This window comes from Actinokineospora spheciospongiae (assembly GCF_003182415.1).
GTDB lineage: Bacteria > Actinomycetota > Actinomycetes > Mycobacteriales > Pseudonocardiaceae > Actinokineospora > Actinokineospora spheciospongiae.
In genome coordinates this window covers 59,330-75,964 of record NZ_QHCP01000006.1, presented here as the reverse complement: position 1 = coordinate 75,964, position 16,635 = coordinate 59,330, and the positions used below count along the sequence as shown (strand labels likewise).

Annotated in this window: 15 protein-coding genes and 1 tRNA gene; 8 read left to right on the top strand and 8 right to left on the bottom strand. The window is 71.8% G+C overall.

The features are described 5' to 3' along the window. Window positions 1-174: 174 nt before the first annotated feature. From DFQ13_RS17745 to DFQ13_RS17735, 3 genes are all read left to right on the top strand, one after another. On the top strand, window positions 175-2,397 hold the full coding sequence (locus DFQ13_RS17745) for a translocation/assembly module TamB domain-containing protein (protein WP_233438466.1): 2,223 nt from the start codon (window positions 175-177) through the stop codon (window positions 2,395-2,397). Between the two features lie 88 nt (window positions 2,398-2,485). Beyond that, window positions 2,486-3,217, top strand: coding sequence for a class I SAM-dependent methyltransferase (locus DFQ13_RS17740; protein WP_052021466.1), 732 nt, complete (start codon window positions 2,486-2,488; stop codon window positions 3,215-3,217). Next, window positions 3,218-3,676 (top strand): SRPBCC family protein, encoded by a 459-nt coding sequence (locus DFQ13_RS17735; protein ID WP_110080619.1) that lies wholly within the window; start codon window positions 3,218-3,220, stop codon window positions 3,674-3,676. A gap of 82 nt (window positions 3,677-3,758) precedes the next feature. Here the strand turns inward: DFQ13_RS17735 and DFQ13_RS17730 are convergent, their stop codons facing one another. The 4 genes from DFQ13_RS17730 to DFQ13_RS17715 form a co-directional block, all read right to left on the bottom strand. Next, window positions 3,759-4,577, bottom strand: a complete 819-nt coding sequence (locus DFQ13_RS17730) for a DUF1206 domain-containing protein (RefSeq protein WP_407643176.1) — start codon at window positions 4,575-4,577, stop codon at window positions 3,759-3,761. An 82-nt stretch (window positions 4,578-4,659) separates the two neighbouring features. Further along, window positions 4,660-6,543 carry a VanW family protein gene (locus tag DFQ13_RS17725; protein WP_110080618.1) on the bottom strand — a complete coding sequence of 628 codons (1,884 nt, stop codon included), beginning with the start codon at window positions 6,541-6,543 and terminating at the stop codon, window positions 4,660-4,662. 14 nt (window positions 6,544-6,557) lie between these two features. Beyond that, complete coding sequence (locus tag DFQ13_RS17720; RefSeq protein ID WP_084176032.1) at window positions 6,558-6,851, bottom strand: GroES family chaperonin; 294 nt, start codon at window positions 6,849-6,851, stop codon at window positions 6,558-6,560. Between the two features lie 71 nt (window positions 6,852-6,922). Then, the gene (locus tag DFQ13_RS17715) at window positions 6,923-8,791 is read right to left on the bottom strand and encodes an NHL domain-containing thioredoxin family protein (RefSeq protein WP_110080617.1); all 1,869 of its coding nucleotides are present in this window, start codon (window positions 8,789-8,791) and stop codon (window positions 6,923-6,925) included. Window positions 8,792-8,886: 95 nt separating this feature from the next. Between DFQ13_RS17715 and DFQ13_RS17710 the strand changes: the two genes are divergently transcribed. Both DFQ13_RS17710 and DFQ13_RS17705 read left to right on the top strand, forming a co-directional pair. Next, window positions 8,887-9,138, top strand: coding sequence for a type II toxin-antitoxin system Phd/YefM family antitoxin (locus DFQ13_RS17710; RefSeq protein ID WP_035285436.1), 252 nt, complete (start codon window positions 8,887-8,889; stop codon window positions 9,136-9,138). 3 nt (window positions 9,139-9,141) lie between these two features. Next, window positions 9,142-9,408, top strand: coding sequence for a type II toxin-antitoxin system RelE family toxin (locus DFQ13_RS17705; RefSeq protein WP_035285438.1), 267 nt, complete (start codon window positions 9,142-9,144; stop codon window positions 9,406-9,408). A gap of 92 nt (window positions 9,409-9,500) precedes the next feature. On the opposite strand, the gene DFQ13_RS17700 is transcribed toward DFQ13_RS17705, so the two are convergent. Both DFQ13_RS17700 and DFQ13_RS17695 read right to left on the bottom strand, forming a co-directional pair. Next, the gene (locus DFQ13_RS17700) at window positions 9,501-11,333 is read right to left on the bottom strand and encodes an acyl-CoA dehydrogenase (protein ID WP_035285439.1); all 1,833 of its coding nucleotides are present in this window, start codon (window positions 11,331-11,333) and stop codon (window positions 9,501-9,503) included. A 147-nt stretch (window positions 11,334-11,480) separates the two neighbouring features. Beyond that, entirely contained in the window at window positions 11,481-12,212 is a 732-nt protein-coding gene (locus DFQ13_RS17695; RefSeq protein WP_035285440.1) for a LuxR C-terminal-related transcriptional regulator, read from the bottom strand. Between the two features lie 436 nt (window positions 12,213-12,648). Between DFQ13_RS17695 and DFQ13_RS17690 the strand changes: the two genes are divergently transcribed. Then, window positions 12,649-13,101: a DUF4304 domain-containing protein gene (locus DFQ13_RS17690; protein WP_181400033.1), complete on the top strand. Its 453-nt coding sequence runs from the start codon at window positions 12,649-12,651 to the stop codon at window positions 13,099-13,101. After that, window positions 13,085-13,807, top strand: a complete 723-nt coding sequence (locus tag DFQ13_RS17685) for a Crp/Fnr family transcriptional regulator (protein WP_110080615.1) — start codon at window positions 13,085-13,087, stop codon at window positions 13,805-13,807. Before DFQ13_RS17690 ends, DFQ13_RS17685 begins: the two co-directional genes overlap by 17 nt. 230 nt (window positions 13,808-14,037) lie before the next feature. On the opposite strand, the gene DFQ13_RS17680 is transcribed toward DFQ13_RS17685, so the two are convergent. After that, window positions 14,038-14,111, bottom strand: a tRNA-Gly gene (locus DFQ13_RS17680). Window positions 14,112-14,293: 182 nt separating this feature from the next. On the opposite strand from DFQ13_RS17680, the gene DFQ13_RS17675 reads away from it, so the two are divergent. Continuing rightward, window positions 14,294-15,397 carry a carboxypeptidase regulatory-like domain-containing protein gene (locus tag DFQ13_RS17675; RefSeq protein ID WP_110080614.1) on the top strand — a complete coding sequence of 368 codons (1,104 nt, stop codon included), beginning with the start codon at window positions 14,294-14,296 and terminating at the stop codon, window positions 15,395-15,397. Window positions 15,398-15,428: 31 nt separating this feature from the next. Here the strand turns inward: DFQ13_RS17675 and DFQ13_RS17670 are convergent, their stop codons facing one another. Further along, on the bottom strand, window positions 15,429-16,607 hold the full coding sequence (locus DFQ13_RS17670; RefSeq protein ID WP_110080613.1) for an MFS transporter: 1,179 nt from the start codon (window positions 16,605-16,607) through the stop codon (window positions 15,429-15,431). Window positions 16,608-16,635 lie beyond the last annotated feature (28 nt).

Below are 16,635 nucleotides of genomic sequence, written 5' to 3'. Positions count from 1 at the left end.
CTTCCTGGGCGGGTTCCTGGGTGGCTGGTGGGTGGGCGGGTGTCGGGGGGTGGCTGCTGTGGAGGCAGATCCCGGACCGGTCCCGCCGGTCGCCTGGCACACTCCGGGTGGCCGGGCGGGAACGGGGCGTCACCCGCGTACGTCGTACCCCCGGGGCTGTCGAGGGGGGTTGCGGTGGCGGACAACGGGGAGCCGTTCCAGATCGGGTTCGACCCGCACGACCCGCACCCGCCGGAGTCGGCCAGGTTGGCCGCCGCCGAGGTGGTCAAGCGGGTCGTGGAGCAGGACGACCGGGGTGGGGTGCTGCGCAGGCGCAGGCCGAACACCGCGCCGGTGGTGCGCATCGCCGACCGGTACCTGGTCGGGGTGCTGGACCTGCGCGGGGTGGAATCGCCGTACCTGCTGGAGTTCGTCCGCTGCCGGTTCGCCGAGCCGCCGGACGTGCGGCAGGCGCGGTTGGCCGGGGTGGAGTTCACCGACTGCCGGTTGCCCGGTCTGCTGGGGCGCAACCTGTCCAGCGACAACGACGTGCGGTTTGGCGCGGGCACCGTCGTCGCCGGGACGGTTGACCTCACCGACGCGCAGGTGCGCGGTTCGCTGGTGCTCAGCGACACCCGCATCGCCGCCACCGAGGACCGGCCCGCCCTGCACGCCGACCGGCTCCAGTTGGCGGGCGCCCTGCTCGCCGCCCGGTTGGAGACCACCGGGGAGGTCCGCATCCCCGGTCTGCGCTGCGGTGGGAACGTCGACTTCGCCGGTGCGCTGCTGCGCAACCCCAGGGGTTTCGCGCTCAACGGCAACGGCCTGCACACCGGTGGCAACCTGCGTCTGGACACCGACGCGACGGGCACCCCGTTCCGCGCGCTCGGGCAGGTCTTCCTGCCCAGCGCCAAGGTGGAGAGCGACTTCTCCATGCGCGGGGCCACCATCCAGCCGCGCACCGAGCCCGCGGGGCAGCTCGCGCTGGACGACCCGTTCTTCGACGCCAACGCCGCGCTGATCGCCGATCGGTCCAAAGTGGAGGGCAACGTCAACCTCGACCGCGGGTTCGCCAGCACCGGCACGGTCCGCATCGTCAACGCCTCCATCGGCGGCGCGCTGCGGTTCAACCACGCCACGATCGACCTGTCCGCGGGCGCCGACCACCGGGACCTGTTCGAGGAGCGGTTCGACAGCCGCGCCCAGGCCGGTCCGTACCCGGACCGGGCCGTGCACCTCGACGGCACCGACATCCGCGGTGGCCTCGACGCCAGGGACGCGCGGTTCGCCGGGCAGGTGCGCATCGTCGACGTGGCCGTGCAGGGCACCGCGCTGTTCGACAACTCCGTGTTCAGCAACCGCGACGGCGACGCCATCGAGGGCAGGCGGTTCAGTTGCGGCGGCAACCTCAACGGCCGCTCGCTGCTGGTGTTCGGTTCCGTCCTGCTGCCCGGGGTCAAGGTGGGCGCCAACCTCGACCTGCGCGGCAGCAGGCTGCTGCGCCCCGGCCACCACCCCGACGGCACCACCAAGCCGCTGTTGGACCTGCGCGTGGCCCAGGTCGGCCGCGACCTGCACTGCGGCGGCTCCGACCGCCCGTTCGCCGCGGCGGGCGAGATCCGGATGCGCCGCGCCGAGATCGGGCGCACCACCACCTTCAACGGTGCCGAGATCGGGTCCGGCAGCACCAGGGTCGCGCTCAACGCCTTCGGTGTGCGCACCCAGGAACTGCACGTCCTGGTGGCCAAACCGCCGCGCGGTCGGGTCGACCTGCGGCACCTGCGGTGCGCCACCCTCGCCGACGACGAGAAGTTCTGGCGCGCCGAGGGGCGGATGGACCTGGAGGACTTCCGCTACGACTCCCTCGCCGACCCGGTCGGGCTGCAGGACGACGACCGGGTGGCGCAGCGGTTGGCCTGGCTGCGGGCGGGGATGCGCAGCTACCGGCCCGGCCCGTACGACCAGCTCGCGACCATGCTGCGCGCCGCGGGCAACGAGGAGCACGCCGCGAACGTGCTGGTGGAGAAGCAGCGCCTGCGCTACCGGGCGCTCGCCGCGGGCTCCCGCTTCCTCGGACCCGGTGTGCTGCTGTGGAGTTGGTTGCAGCGGCTGATGGTCGGCTACGGCTACCGGCCCGCCCGCGCCCTGGTGTGGCTGATCGCGTTCCTGGTCCTGGGCGCCGTCTGGTTCGGCCTGCAACCCGATCCGGTCAAGGGGAACCGCGACGACCAGATCTTCTGGAACCCGGTCGTCTACACCCTCGACCTGCTGGTGCCCATCGTCGACTTCGGGCAGAAGAACCGGTGGGCGGTTTCCGGTGCCTCGCAGTGGATCTCGCTGGTGCTGGTGGCGCTGGGCTGGGTCCTGGCCACCACGGTCGCCGCCGGTCTGACCCGGATGCTGCGCCGCACCACCTGAGCCGCCGCGCCACCTGGGGTGTGACCGCCCGACCGCTGAGGGTAACGTCCGACGATGTGATAGCTGTGACTGCCGCGAGAGCCGCCCGATGACCGCGGTCGAAGCGGAGACCGGGAACACCACCCCGCTCACCCACCGCCTCTACGCCGAGGCATTCGGCGACGACTGCCCGGCGGAGCTGGAGACGTTCAGCTCCTGCTCCTGGTGGCTGCTGGGCACGGTGGTGGGCGCGCTCAAGCTCTCGCCCGGCCAGCTCCTGGCCGACCTCGGCTGCGGTCGCGGCGGTCCCGGCCTGTGGCTCGCCAGGGCCACCGCCACCCGCCTGGTCGGCATCGACTTCTCCCCCGCCGCCCTGCGCTCAGCCGCGGCTCGGGCGGAGAGCTTCGGCCTGCTCGGCCGGGCGCACTTCCAGCGCGGCTCGTTCGACGCCACGACCCTGGAGGACGCCAGCGTGGACGGCGCGGTCAGCATCGACGCGCTGCCGTTCGCCCAGGACCGGCTGGCGGCGCTGACCGAGGTCTGCCGGGTGCTGCGGCCGGGCGCGCGGTTCGTGTTCACCGGCCGCGAGGGCGCGTCGAGTTGGACGGCGATGGTGGAGAAGGCCGGGCTGGTGCTGGAGGACCGCCTGGTGCACGAGGGGGCGAACGCGCGGTGGCTGCGCCTGTTCGACCTGTGGTTGCGGCACGAGCGGGAGCTGCGCGCGGAACTCGGCGACACCGCCGCGGCGCAGATGGTGGAGGAGGCGCGCGCCGGGCATCGACTGGTCGAGACGGCGCCGCTGGTGTTCGTCACCAGGCGCCCGCCGACCGAGGAGGACTAGGTGACCGAGCCGACCGCACGGGCTTGCGTGGAGGTTTCCGCCTCGGCCGAGCGGGTGTACGCGCTGGTGAGCGACCTGCCGGGGATGGCTTCCGCCGCCGAGGAGTTCACCGGCGGCACGTGGCTCGACGGGGCGTCGGGAGCCGCGGTGGGGGCCCGGTTCCGCGGGTCGAACCGGCGGGGGTGGCGGCGGTGGTCCACCACGTCGACGGTGACCGACGCGGCGCCGAACCGGTTCGCCTTCGAGGTGAAGTCGTTCGGGTTGCCGGTGTCGCGGTGGCAGTACGACATCGAGCCGGGTGCCGGTGGGTGCACGCTGACGGAGAGCACCTGGGACCGGCGGCCGTCGTGGTACCTGCCGATCACGGTGCTGGGGACCGGGGTCCGGGACCGCGTCGCGCAGAACCAGCGGAACATCGAGGTCACGCTGGAGCGGTTGAAGGCCGCCGCCGAGTCCTGACCCGCTCGCCGGAGACGACATTCGCTGAAAAGACAAGAGCCCCGACCCGCGAGACGCGGTCGGGGCTCTCGCCGTTCGAGTCCTACGTGCGGTGCGCCTTCGCGGCGGCCAGGCAGTAGACGCCGAAGGCGGCGAAGCCCAGGGCGACCGCGATCAGCAGGGCCGTGCCGAAGGGCTGCTCCGCCAGCGTCCGCAGCGCCTTGTCCAGCCCGCCCGCCTCACCCGCGTTGGAGTCCACGGCCGCGAAGCCCAGCAGGACGCCCACGATGGCGATGCCCACGCCCTTGGCGATGTTGCCGACCATGCCCAGGCGCTCCACCCAGGTGCGCGACCCGGCGGGCAGTTCGCTCGTGTCCAGGTCCTTCATGAACGACTTGCGCACACCGGAAACGATGCTCGCCACGCCGACACCGATCACGACCAGCGCCACCGCGCCGACCAGGAACCGGCCCGCGGGCAGCTCCAGCACCTTGGCCGTCCACTCCTGCTGCTTGTCGTCGCCGCCCTGGCTGCCGCCGCCGGTGGCGTAGCGGATCGAGGCGACGCCCAGGGAGATGCCCACGACACCGCGGACCGCGGCGCCGACGCGCTTGAAGGTGCGCTTGCGGCCCTCCTCCACCCAGTGGTAGCTGACGGCGGCCATCAGGAGCTGCCAGACGCCGAAGGCGAACAGCCCCACCGCGAGGACCCACAGGACCGCCGAACCGAAGGTGGTGCTGGAGATCTCGCTCAGCGCACCGTTCTGGTCCGCCTCCTGACCACCGCCGCCGACGGCAATGCGCACCGCCAGGTAGGCCACGATCAGGTACACCAGGCCGAAGCAGGCCATGCCCGCCCGGCCCAACACCTTGACCCCGTTGTTCTCCTGGGCGCGGCGGGCCGTGCCGGACATGCTCGTCATCGGTGAAACCTCCTCGGGTCCATCAGGACGACGAGGAGGTTTCACCCGGTGGGCGGCCTCAAACGACGTTGGGCCGTTCGGCTCAGCCTGCCGGGGCCGCGGGCGGGCAGACGATCTTGGGCTGCGGGTTGTACTTCACCGTGCGGGTGTCGCGGCGGACCTCCCGGCCGGTGGCCGCGTCCTTGAGCACCCGGGTGTCGGAGGTGGTGAAGCCGGGGGCGCCGTTGCTCGGGGAGCACTTGCCCGTGGTGGGGCCGGGCTTCTCCTGCGGCGCGGTCTCGGCGCTGCGGGCGCCGGGGATCGACTCGACGGTGTAGCGCTTGGTGCCCCAGATCTTCACCGTGATCGAGTTCGACGTCCAGATGGTCTGGATGGCGATCCCGGTCGGGGCGTCGTTGGTGAACTTGAGGTCGATGACGCTGCTGCCGTCGTGGTTCTGGAAGACCGTGGCCTCGCGGGCGGCCGGGTAGCGGCTGATGTAGTAGCTGTGCTCCTTGTGGCCCGCGTCCTTGAGGCCCGCGAAGTACGAGGCGTTGTAGAGCGTCGTGGCGAACTGGGAGATGCCGCCGCCGACCTCGCGGCCGGGGGCACCGTCCTTGATGACGCCCGCCTCGACGTAGCCCTGCGCGGCGGTGCGCGGACCGGTGAAACCGTTGAGGCTGAACGTCTCCCCGGGCTTGACGATGGCGCCGTTGACCTTCTCCGCCACCACGCGGATGTTGACGCCGGAGTCGGCGGCGAAGCCCTTGGTGGAGAACTCGCCGATGACCTCCTTGACCCCGAACTGGTTGGCCTGCTCGGTGGTCACGGCGGCGGGCTTCTTGGTGTACTCCACCTTGATCTCGCGGCCGTCGGTCTTCTTCAGCACGTCGAGCAGGGTGTTGAACGCGGTGTCGTACTTGACGCCCAGGCCGTCCACCGAGGGCGTGACCGTCGGGGCGCCGCCCTCGAAGACCACCTGCGCGTCCTTGCCCTCCTTCTCGGTGGAGGCGAGCTGCGGCTGGACCGCGGCGACGACCTTGGCGTTGTCGACCTTCGGGTTGAGCGCGCCGCCCTCGGCCACCTCGAAGGTGAGCGCGGTGGCGATGACGGCGGGTTCGATGGTGGCGTCCTTGCCCTCGCCCTTGACGATCACCGGGCCGGACACCGCGGGCTTGGCGACCTGCTCGAACGCCGCCTGCACGGCTTCCTTCGTCGTCTTGACCGGGGTGGTGTCCACCGGCAGCTCGACGGTCTGCCCGTCGGCCCAGCTCGACACCAGGGCCTCGCGCGCGGGGTCGACCCGCAACTGCTGGCCGGGCACCGGCTCGACCGCGACCGCGGTGGCGCCGTCGAAGCGGATGCCACCCTCCGCCGGGTCCTTGGCGGTCTCCGCGCGCAGCTTCTCCATCGCCACGGTCAGCTTCTGCTCGTCGGTTCCGGTGACCACGCCGACCTCGGAGCTGCTGAAGAACGAGCCGATCCGGGTGATCGGGTTGAGCGGCTGGTCGCCCGCCTGCTCCAGGGTGGCCGACCAGTCCAGGGTCAGCCCGGTGGCCGCCGGGTCGAGCTGCTGCTCGACGTCACCCGCGCGCACCGACACCGGCCGCGACAGCCGGGGGCCGATCCGCTCGCGCAGGACCTTCTCGGCCTCCCCGTGGGACAGGCCGCCGACCTCGACCCCCGCCACGCTGACCCCGCGCGGCACGTTGCCGGAGGACAGCGCCAGGTCGAGCCCGTAGAGCACCACGAGCGCGCCGAACACCGCACCCGCGATGATCGCGGGCTTGCGCCGGTTGCGCGCCTTGGCCGGGGGCTCCTCGGGGAGCGACCCGGACACCGGTGCGCCGGAAGGGCCGAACCGCTCGGTGGCGGCGTCCCAGCCGCCCGCGGGGGCGGGGACCTTCGGCAGCAGATCGGTCTGCTCGGCGTGCGATTCCGGCCAGTGCGGGCCGTTCGACCCAGGCCAGTTGTGCTCGTCGGGCACGGCTCACCCTTCCGTTACAGGTACAACCCGGTTCCGTGTTCGGTGCGCTCGCTGGCGATCGCGTGGACGTCGCGCTCGCGCATCACCAGGTAGGTCTGGCCGTGGACCTCGACCTCGTGCTGGTCCTCGGCGTTGAACAGCACCCGGTCCCCCACCTGGATGTTGCGGACGCTGGTGCCAACGCCCTGCACGTCCCCCCAGGCCAGTCGTCGGGCCATCTGCGCGGTGGCCGGGATCACGATGCCGCCGGTGCTGCGCCGCTCGCCGTCCTCGGTGGAGAGGCGGACGAGCAGGCGGTCCTGGAGCATCTGGATCTCGAGCTTGTGTTCCACCGCTGGAATGGTAACCGTCCACTCGCAGGCGACCCGCAGCCGTGGTATCAGTTCCGGTCGAGCCCGCCGAGCACCAGGGCCAACCGGCCCGGTCCGGTCGGCCCCACGCGCACCGGCACCCCCCAGTCCTGCCTGGTCAGGTGGCACGCCCCGTGCTCGGCACCGTCGTCGTCGCAGCTCGCGGCCTGCGCCACCACGTGCAGCACCCCCTCGGTGAACCCCTCGGCCACCACCAGCCGCCTGCTCAGGTCCGTCCCCGCACCGCCCCCCTCGGCCAGCAGCCCCGGCGGCGAGGAGGTGACCTCCAACCGCGTCGACGGCCCCCACCGCAGGTCGAGCTTCTGCCCCGGCGGCGGTTCGAACACCACGGCCAGCTCCAGCTCACCCGCGGCGATGTCGGTCGGCGGCCGCTTGACCTGGTGCGCCTGCCCGTCGACGAGCCGCGCGGCGGCCACCGGCCGCTCCAACCGGTGCGCGGCGGAGGCCACGACCAGCAGCTCCCCGTCGACCAGCACCGCCCCGGACGGCTCCGCCAACCCGGTCGCCAACGTGCTCACCCGCCCGGTCACCGGGTCGAACCGGCGCAGCGCCCCGTTGTAGGTGTCGGCGACGACCACGCTCCCGTCGGGCAGCGCGGTCACCCCGAGCGGGTGCTGCAGCAGGGCCTGGTCCGCGTCGCCGTCGCGGTGCCCGAAGTCGAACAACCCCTTGCCCACGGCGGTGTGCACGGTGAAAGCGGTGTCCACCCAGCGCAGCGCGGAGGTCTCCGCGTCGACCAGCCACAACCGGTCCCCGGTGGCGGCGAGGCCGGAGGTCTGCGCGAAGAACGCCTCGGCGGCGGGCCCGTCGTTGAGGCCCTCCACCGTCGTCCCGGCGAACCTGCGCACGGTCCCCGCCACCGGGTCGAACAGCCCCAGCGTGTGGTTGCCCGCCATGGCGACCACCACGCCACCGGCGGGTTCCCACCACACCAGGTCCCACGGGCTGGTCAGGTCGATCGAGGTCGCGGGCCCGTCGGTCGGCCCGTTGCGCCACTGCGCCCCGGTCCCCGCCACCGTCGACACCGCGCCGGTCACCGGATCGATCCCGCGCAGCAGGTGGTTCACCGTGTCCGCCACCACGAACCGGTACCCCACCACCTCGGCGACCGCGTCCGGCAGCACGGCCACACCGGAGGGTTCGGAGAACGTGGCGTCCACGCCGTCCGCCCGCCCGCGCTCCCCGGTGCCGAAGGCGCGCAGGACCGTCTCCCCGTCCCGGTCCACCTCCACGACCCGGTGGTGCGCGGTGTCGGCGACGAGGATCGTGCCGTTCCCGGAGTCCACCGCCTTCGCCGGGAACCGCAGCTCGGTCACCTCCGGCACGGGCGGCGCGTACGGCCCGTCCCCCCGGTGCAGCGTCCCCTTCGCCTCGTGGACGGTCACCACCTCCGCGACCACCCGCCGCAACGCCTCCACGTGCCCCTCCCCCGCGGCGACGTGCACGACGTACCCCTCGGGGTCGACCACCACCAGCGTCGGCCACGCCTTCACCGCGAACGCCTGCCACGTCGTCAGCTCCGGGTCGTCGAGCACCGGGTGGTGCACCCCGTACCGCTCCACGGCCGCCGCCAGCGCCACCGGGTCCGCCTCGTGCGCGAACTTCGGCGAGTGCACGCCCACCGTCACCAGGACGTCGGCGAACTCCTCCTCCAGCGGGCGCAGCTCGTCGAGGACGTGCAGGCAGTTGATGCAGCAGAAGGTCCAGAAGTCGAGCAGCAGCACCTTGCCGCGGAAGTCCCCCAGGCGCAGGTCCCGCCCACCGGTGTTCAGCCAGCCCCGACCGACCAACTCGGCCGCTCGGACCCGCGGCAGGCGTTGCGTTGATGTCACAGGCAGAGTCAACACAAGCCTGAAAAGGGGTGTTCCAACGTCCATATGGTAGGAAAGATGACCTTGTCCGTTGGTGGGTGATCCAGCGGACTGGCTCACGGGACTGGCGAATCAAGTCCCCATTTTGTACGATTTGGCATATGTCCGAGTTGCCGATAAGTGAAGCCCGGGACCACCTCGGTGAGGTGGTGGCCAAGGTCGAGCACGCCCACGAGCGCACCATCCTGACCCGGCACGGTCGTCCGGTGGCCGCTGTCGTCTCCATCGAGGACCTTCGACGGCTGGAAGTGGCGGAGGACGAAGCCGATCTGGCTGCGGCCCAAGAGGCGCTGGCATCTGCCGAGGCGCGCACATCCCACCGGGATGTCCTTGCTGAGTTCGGTGCTGCCTGACCGGTGCTCTACGAGATCGAGTGGACAGCGGCAGCACTCCGAGAGCTGCGCAAACTGGATAAACAGGCCAGCAGGCGGATCGCGCTGGCGGTGACGGCGCTGGGCAGTGACCCGCGCCCCTTCGGCTGTCGGGCACTCACCGGCCTGCCCTCCGGGGTCATGCGCATCCGGGTCGGCGACTACCGCGTCGTCTACCAGGTCGAGGACACCAGGGTGGTGGTGACTGTCGTACGGGTCGCCCACCGCCGTGAGGTTTACCGCGACCTCTGACTTCCGAAGAGGTCAGCAGATCGAGTGTGGACGCGCAACGGCCCCCGGGTGGGAACCCGGGGGCCGTCGTCAGCGCTGTGGGACCGGCGTCCTCAGAACGCCGACTCGTCCAGCTCCATCAGGTCGTTGTCCGCGCCCTCGACGATCTTGCGACCGGCCGACAGCTCGGGCAGCACGTTCTTGGCGAAGAACGACGCCACCGCGACCTTGCCCTCGTAGAAGGCCTTGTCCTTGCCCGCCGCGCCGCCGTCGAGCTTGGCGATCGCGACCTCGGCCTGCCGCTGCAGCAGCCAGCCGACCAGCAGGTCGCCGGTGGCCATCAGCAGGCGGACGCTGTGCTGGCCCACCTTGTTGATGCTCTGCGGGTCCTCCTGCGAGGCGGTGAGGTACTGGATCAGCGAGCCCAGCATGCCCTGGACGTCCTCGAGCGCCTGCTTGAGCAGCGCGCGCTCGTTCTTGAGCCGCCCGTTGCCGCCCTCGGCCTCGATGAACTTGCCGATCTCCCCGGCCAGGAACGCCAGCGCCTGGCCCTTGTCGCGGACGATCTTGCGGAAGAAGAAGTCCAGCGACTGGATGGCGGTGGTGCCCTCGTACAGCGAGTCGATCTTGGCGTCGCGGATGTACTGCTCGATCGGGTAGTCCTGCAGGAAGCCGGAGCCGCCCAGCGTCTGCAGCGACTGCACCAACTGCTCGGTGGCCCGCTCGGAGCCGACGCCCTTGACGATCGGCAGCAGCAGGTCGTTGACCCGCTCGGCGAGCTTGAGCGCGTCCTCGTCGCCGTCCTTGGTCCAGATCTGGTCCTGGAAGGTCGCCGTGTACAGGTACACCGAGCGCAGGCCCTCGGCGTAGGCCTTCTGCAGCATCAGCGAGCGGCGCACGTCCGGGTGGTGGGTGATCGTCACCCGGGGCGCGGTCTTGTCCAGCATGTTCGGCAGGTCGGCGCCCTGCACGCGCTCCTTGGCGTACTCCAGCGCGTTGAGGTAGCCGGTGGACAGCGTGGCGATCGCCTTGGTGCCGACCATCATCCGGGCGTACTCGATGACCTGGAACATCTGCGCGATGCCGTTGTGCACCTCACCCAGCAGCCAGCCCTTGGCCGGGACGCCGTGCTGGCCGAAGGTCAGCTCGCAGGTGGTGGACGCCTTGATGCCCATCTTGTGCTCGACGTTGGTGACGAAGGCGCCGTTGCGCTCGCCCTTGGCACCGGTCTTCGGGTCGAACAGGAACTTCGGCACCAGGAACAGGCTCAGGCCCTTGGTGCCGGGGCCGTGGCCCTCGGGGCGGGCGAGCACCAGGTGCATGATGTTCTCGGTCATGTCCTGGTCGGCCGAGGTGATGAACCGCTTCACGCCGTCGATGTGCCAGGAGCCGTCGTCCTGCTTGACGGCCTTGGTGCGACCGGCGCCCACGTCCGAACCGGCGTCCGGCTCGGTCAGCACCATGGTGGCGCCCCAGGCGTCGTCGATCATCATCCGGGCCCAGCGCTTCTGCTCCTCGGTGCCGTTGTCGTCGACCACCATGGCGAAGCTCGGACCGGCCAGGTACATGAACAGCGGCGGGTTGGCGCCCAGGATCAGCTCGGCCGCGGCCCACTGCACCGACGGCGGGATGCCCAGGCCGCCCATGTCGTTGTTGAGGCTGAGCCGCCACCACTCGCCGTCCCAGAGGGCCTGGAAGGACTTCTTGAACGACTCGGGCAGCGTCGCGCTGAACGTCTTGGGGTCGTAGACCGGCGGGTTTCGGTCGGCGTCGGCGAACGAGTCGGCGAGGGGGCCGGTGGCGAGCTTGTTCAACTCGGCCAGCGCGCCGCGCGCGGTGTCCTCGTCCGAGTCGGCCAGCACACCCTTGCCCAGGCGCTCCTGCACGCCGAAGACCTCGAAGAGGTTGAACTCGAGGTCGCGGACGTTGCTCTTGTAGTGACCCATCTGGTTGCTCCGTGTCCCTCACGCTCGTGCGGGTAAGTCAAGCCGCGAGCAGAAGCGTGCTACTCACCGGTAACAACAGGGTATTACTTGCGGGTAACCACGGCAAGGAAAGTCGCTCGGATGGCGGTTGTGGACCTGTGCTTCCGGTCACGTCCCATCGTCCGGCGACCGCCGGAGGGGTGGTGCGATGAGCACGCCGATCTTGAACGCGACCGCCACGGCGTGCGTCCGGTCCCGCGCGGAGAGCTTCCTCAGGATGCTCTTCACGTGGGTGCGCACGGTCTCCACCGAGACGTAGAGGATCTTGGCGATCGCCTGGTTCTCCAGGCCGTCCGCGATGAGCTGCAGGACCTGGAACTCGCGCCGGGACAGCGGCTGCTGCTCGGTCTCCCCGACCTGCGCCAGCCGGGCGCGCGGCGCGGCGACGGTGGCCGCGAGCGCCGGGTCGACGTAGCGGCGGTCCCGGTGCGTGGCGCTGATCGCCTCCAGCAGCTGCGGCGGTTCGGCCGAGCGGAGGAGCACGCCGTGCACCCCCGCGGCGATCGCCGTCGCCACGTACTGGGTGGTGCGGTGGCCGTCGCGGACCAGGATGAGGATCGCCAGGTCGGGGTTCGCCCCGCTCAGCGTGTGGCTCAGGTGCTGGCGCGGGTCCAGGCCGGAGTCGATCAGCACGACGTCCGGCCGGTACCGCTCGGCGAACTGCAGCGCGCCCTGCGGGGTGTCGGTCGCGCCGAGCCAGCGCAGGCCCTTCGTCCGCAGGACCAGGGCCGACAGCCCCTCGCGGAACATCGGGACGCCGTCGACGAGGGCCAGGGACAGGCCCGCGGCCTCGTTGCCGCCGGGTCCCCCGACGGGTCTGGGGGTGGTGCTGCGTGGCATCAGTGTGTCCTCCCGGGTGTCACTCGACCGTGCTACGTGACGCCGCCATCGGCATACCGTGACGTGCAGTTTTCTGTCTCGGACCACCCGGTCGCAAAGTCACCCCTAAAGGGGATGGCCATTGTGACTCGCGCCACAGACATGGTGGTGGTCGCCGTCCGTGCTTGTCCAGATCCACGAGAGTGATTCATCCGCAACCGGCGGGGTGCGGGAACTGTCGGTGCACCGGGTTAGGCTCGTACCGAAACCCGGTGACCGACCGATCGCAATGGGTGTGCGCAGTGGGTGCGCGGTGGGACGCGCTCCGCGGCGAACCGCTCTCCGTGAGGAGTCCGTGGGCCCGTTCGGGTCCAGGGGCCCGCGCGGGCGGGTCGGTCGGGGGCGCGCCGTGGGGGCTGTGCCAAGAACGGGAATCCGACGAGCAAGGGGGGCGGCGTTGGAAGCAGGAGCGGTCCGCAACGCGGACGAGTGGTTCCGGCTGATGGTGGAGACCGGGCTGGCGCCGGGCCTGCGGGCCCTGGGCCTGTCCGGCATGGGCAAGCGCTTCCGGGTGCTCGCGGACGGGCAGGTCGGCCAGGTCGCCATCCTGCAGACCAGCACCCCGCGCAGCACCAGGTTCACGCTGACGCTCAGCGTCAGCTCCACCGACGAGTGGAGTTCGCAGCTACGCATCCGGCCGTACCTGCGCGCCGCGGGCCACACCGCGGGCGCCTGGCAGGAGCGCATCGGCGACGTGATGCTCGTCGGCAGCGGCGTGCCGATCGGCGACCTGTGGTGGCAGGTCGACGCGGGCAAGCCGTTCACCAGGGTGTCCAGGGAAGCGCTCACCGCGGTCCGGGAGTTCGGCCTGCCCGCGATGCGCGCCCAGATGCGTGCCAGGGCGAGCTGACCCCGAGCCCGTCGCCGGTTCGCTGCTGGCCCACCTGGAGCCCGCCGACCGGCGGCTGCTGCTCGACCGGGGCACCCCGCGCACCTTCCCCGCCGACGAGGTCGTCCTGCGCCAGGGCGACCCCACCGACCACGTCCTCGTCCTGGTCTCCGGCTGGGTCCGGGTCGACGCGGTCACCCGCGACGGCGGCGAACTCCTGGTCGCCTTCCGCGGCCCCGGCGACGTCCTCGGCGACCTCGCCGCCCTGCGCGAGCGCACCCAGGCGCCCACCGTCCGCACGGCCACCGTCCGCACGCTGACCGCGATCACCGCCGTGCAACTGCGCCGCGAGCGCTTCGTCGAACTCCTGGAGACCCGGCCGAGCATCACCCTCGGCCTGGCCCGCCAGATGGCCTCCCGCCTGGTCCAGGCCGAAACCGCCCGCACCGACACCGCCACCCTCGACGTCAACCGCCGCGTCGCGGTCTACCTGGCCCGCCTCCTGCCCGCCCACGGCGTGCGCACCCCCGAGGGCGTGGTCCTCACCCTCCCCCTGACCCAGCAGGACATCGCCCACTCCATCGGCGCCTCCCTGCGCGCGGTCGCCCGAGCCATCTCCCTCCTCCGCGACCGGGGCATCGTCGAACCACCGGCCCGCGGCCGCATCCTCGTCACCCGCCCCGAGGTCCTCACCGCCTTCCTCGGCGACCCGCCAAATGGCACATAGCCCACCTGCACGCTGTCAGCGTCCCCTCCCGGAAAGCGGAGCACCCTCATCCGTACCGGGCCCCAAGGAGGACACATGAAGCTTCTGCTCACCGCCGCAGCCGCCACCCGCGCCGCGACCTGGCTCTGCCTGACCAGTTGGTTCCTCGGCTTCATCGTCGGCACCGCGGTCTGACGCGCACGCGAAGAGGGCGGGCCACCCGGTGTGGGTGGCCCGCCCTCTTCAGCGCGTGGAGCGGATGACGGGAATCGAACCCGCGTATTCAGCTTGGGAAGCTGATGTTCTACCATTGAACTACATCCGCAAGACGATCAGAGGATACACGGTCCTGTCCCGCGGGTGGCGACCGGGGTGGGCCGGGCATGGACCTCCACCCCCGTCGGCAGGGCTTGCAGCGCGCTTGTAGGCGCGCAGGTGCCGATTTCCAGGGCGCACCGCCAGAGTTCTCCCCGTCAGCAGGAAACACCTTCTCTGGGGGGAAACACCATGATCGGCGCAACCGCCTTCGTCTCGGCCGTGATCACCGGCGGCGCTCTGCTGGGTGCGGTCCCGGCCGCTGCGGCGGACACCGGGGGCATCTCCGGGCTCGTCTGGTTCGACCGGGACGCCTCCGGGACCCTGGGCTTCGGCGACGCCCCGGCCCCGATGTCGGGCATCCGCGTGGACAACCTGTCGACCGGGGAGAGCACCCAGGTGTACGCGGGGTCCGACGGCACCTACCAGGTCCCCGCCCTGGCGCCCGGCCGCTACCGGGTCGCCGTGGGCACCGGGTGGACCTACGAGCGCACCACCCCGGGCCACGTGGACGTGCGCGTGCGCCCCGGCCGGACCGCGACCGCCGACTTCGGGCTGCGCGGCGGCGAGGTCTGCGGCACCGCCTGGGACGACGCCGACGGCGACGGGATGCGCGAGAGCGGGGAGTTCGTGCTGCCCGCGGTCCAGGTCACCGTCAACACCCCGATGCTGGTCCAGGCGGTCACCGACGCGTCGGGCCGCTACTGCGCCCACGACCTGCCCCTGGGCGGGGAGGCGGTCGTGCAGCCGCAGTACCTGGCGCAGCGCGGTTTCGGCTTCACCCGGGGCATCGTCGAGAGCTTCCCGGGGGAGCCGTTCGACTCCAAGATCGACCCGGTCACCGGGAACTCGCACCGCTACGCGCTCACCACCGAGGCGTTGACCGTCGACGTCGGTTACCTCAAGGCAACCAGCGACCTGTCGACCAGCCAGATCATCTTCGAGGGGCAGCCCGCGGGCAAGACGACCTTCGCCGTCGGTGACACGTTCACGGTCTACGGTTCGGTCTTCCCCAGCGGCAACGTGCCCGAGCGCCTCGGTGCCACGCTCACCGTTCCGGCGGGCCTGCGCATCGTCGACCGCGCGGGTGGGATGCCTTCGACCGTGCAGGGGCGCAGCGTCGTCGGTGAGTTCCCGCAGCGCCGCACCCCGGGGGCGAACGAGTTCATCGGCGCCCAGGTCGTCGTCGAGCACGCCTTCTCCGCCGCCGACGTCACCCTGACCGTGCACCCGGGGGACTTCCCGGACAGCGACCCCGCCAACAACGTCCTGACCCAGACGATCAACGCCGTCTGATCCGGGATCGGCTGGGGGCGCTCCGGTGCCCCTAGCCGATCTCCTCGCCCTTCACCGGTGTCAGCGCCATCGCCGCCACCGGGACGACCGCCGCGATCAGCAGTGCCCACACCCAGCCCGCGGTGGGCACCAGCGCGCCGAAGACCGGGGCGACCGCGAGGGCCACCGCATTCTGCCCGGTGTTCTGGATGCCCAGTGCCCGCCCCGCCCAGAACGGGCCCGCCAGTTCCGCGGTCGCGGTGAAGCCGAGGCCGTTGTCGGTGACCGAGATGACCATCGTGGCGACCAGGCCGACCGCCGCCAGCCAGGGCGCCACCTGGTCGCCGACCGCCCACAGCACCAGGGCCAGCGCCGCCCCGGCGGCGATGGTGCGCATCGGCCGCATCCGGCTGGCGACGCGGTCGGACCACACGCCCGCGCCGATCCGGCCCGCCGCGCCGAGGGCCTGCACCGCTGCCAGCAGCGCGCCCGCGGCCACCGGGCTCCAGTCCTGTTCGGACACCAGGTAGGTCAGCGCGAACGTGCCCGCCACGAACTGCGGCACCACCAGCAGCGCGCTGGCCAGGTGCACCCGCACCAGCCGCCCGCCGCGGTAGGGCGAGCGGGTGGCCGCCACGGATTTCGCGGGTTGGCGCGGCGGGTCCAGCAGGGCCAGGGCCACCAGCACCGCGCACACCAGGCACAGCGCGGCGGGTACCAGCAGCGCCGCCCGGTAGCCGAACGCCCCGGCCGCCGGCGGTAGCGCCAGCGCCGCGATGCCGACGCCGATCGGTTGGCAGGTCTGGCGGATGCCCATGGCCAGACCGCGCTCGGTGGGCCCGAACCAGCCCAGCACCGCCCGGCCGCTGGCCGCGCTGATCGACGCGGAGAACACGCCTGCGACCACCAGGGACGCCGCCAGCGCCGGGATGCCGGGCAGCAGCGCCGCGGCCAGGGCGCCCACGCCGGTGCCGGTCATGCCGATGGTCATCACGACCCGCTCGCCGAACCGGTCGGCCGCCGCGCCCCAGGCGATCAGCGCCACCAGCACGCCCAGCACCGGGGCGACGGTGATGCCGCCCGCTTGGGCGAGGTCCAGGCCCTCGGCCGCGCGCAGGGCGGGGATCAGGAACGGCAGGCCGTAGACGAGGGTGCTGGTGGCGGCCTGGCCCGCGACGGCGACGGCGAGGACGAGCCACCGCCTCCGGGTGCGGTCGGCGGTCTCGGTCATATCGTTAACGTAGCTAACTTATCCTGCA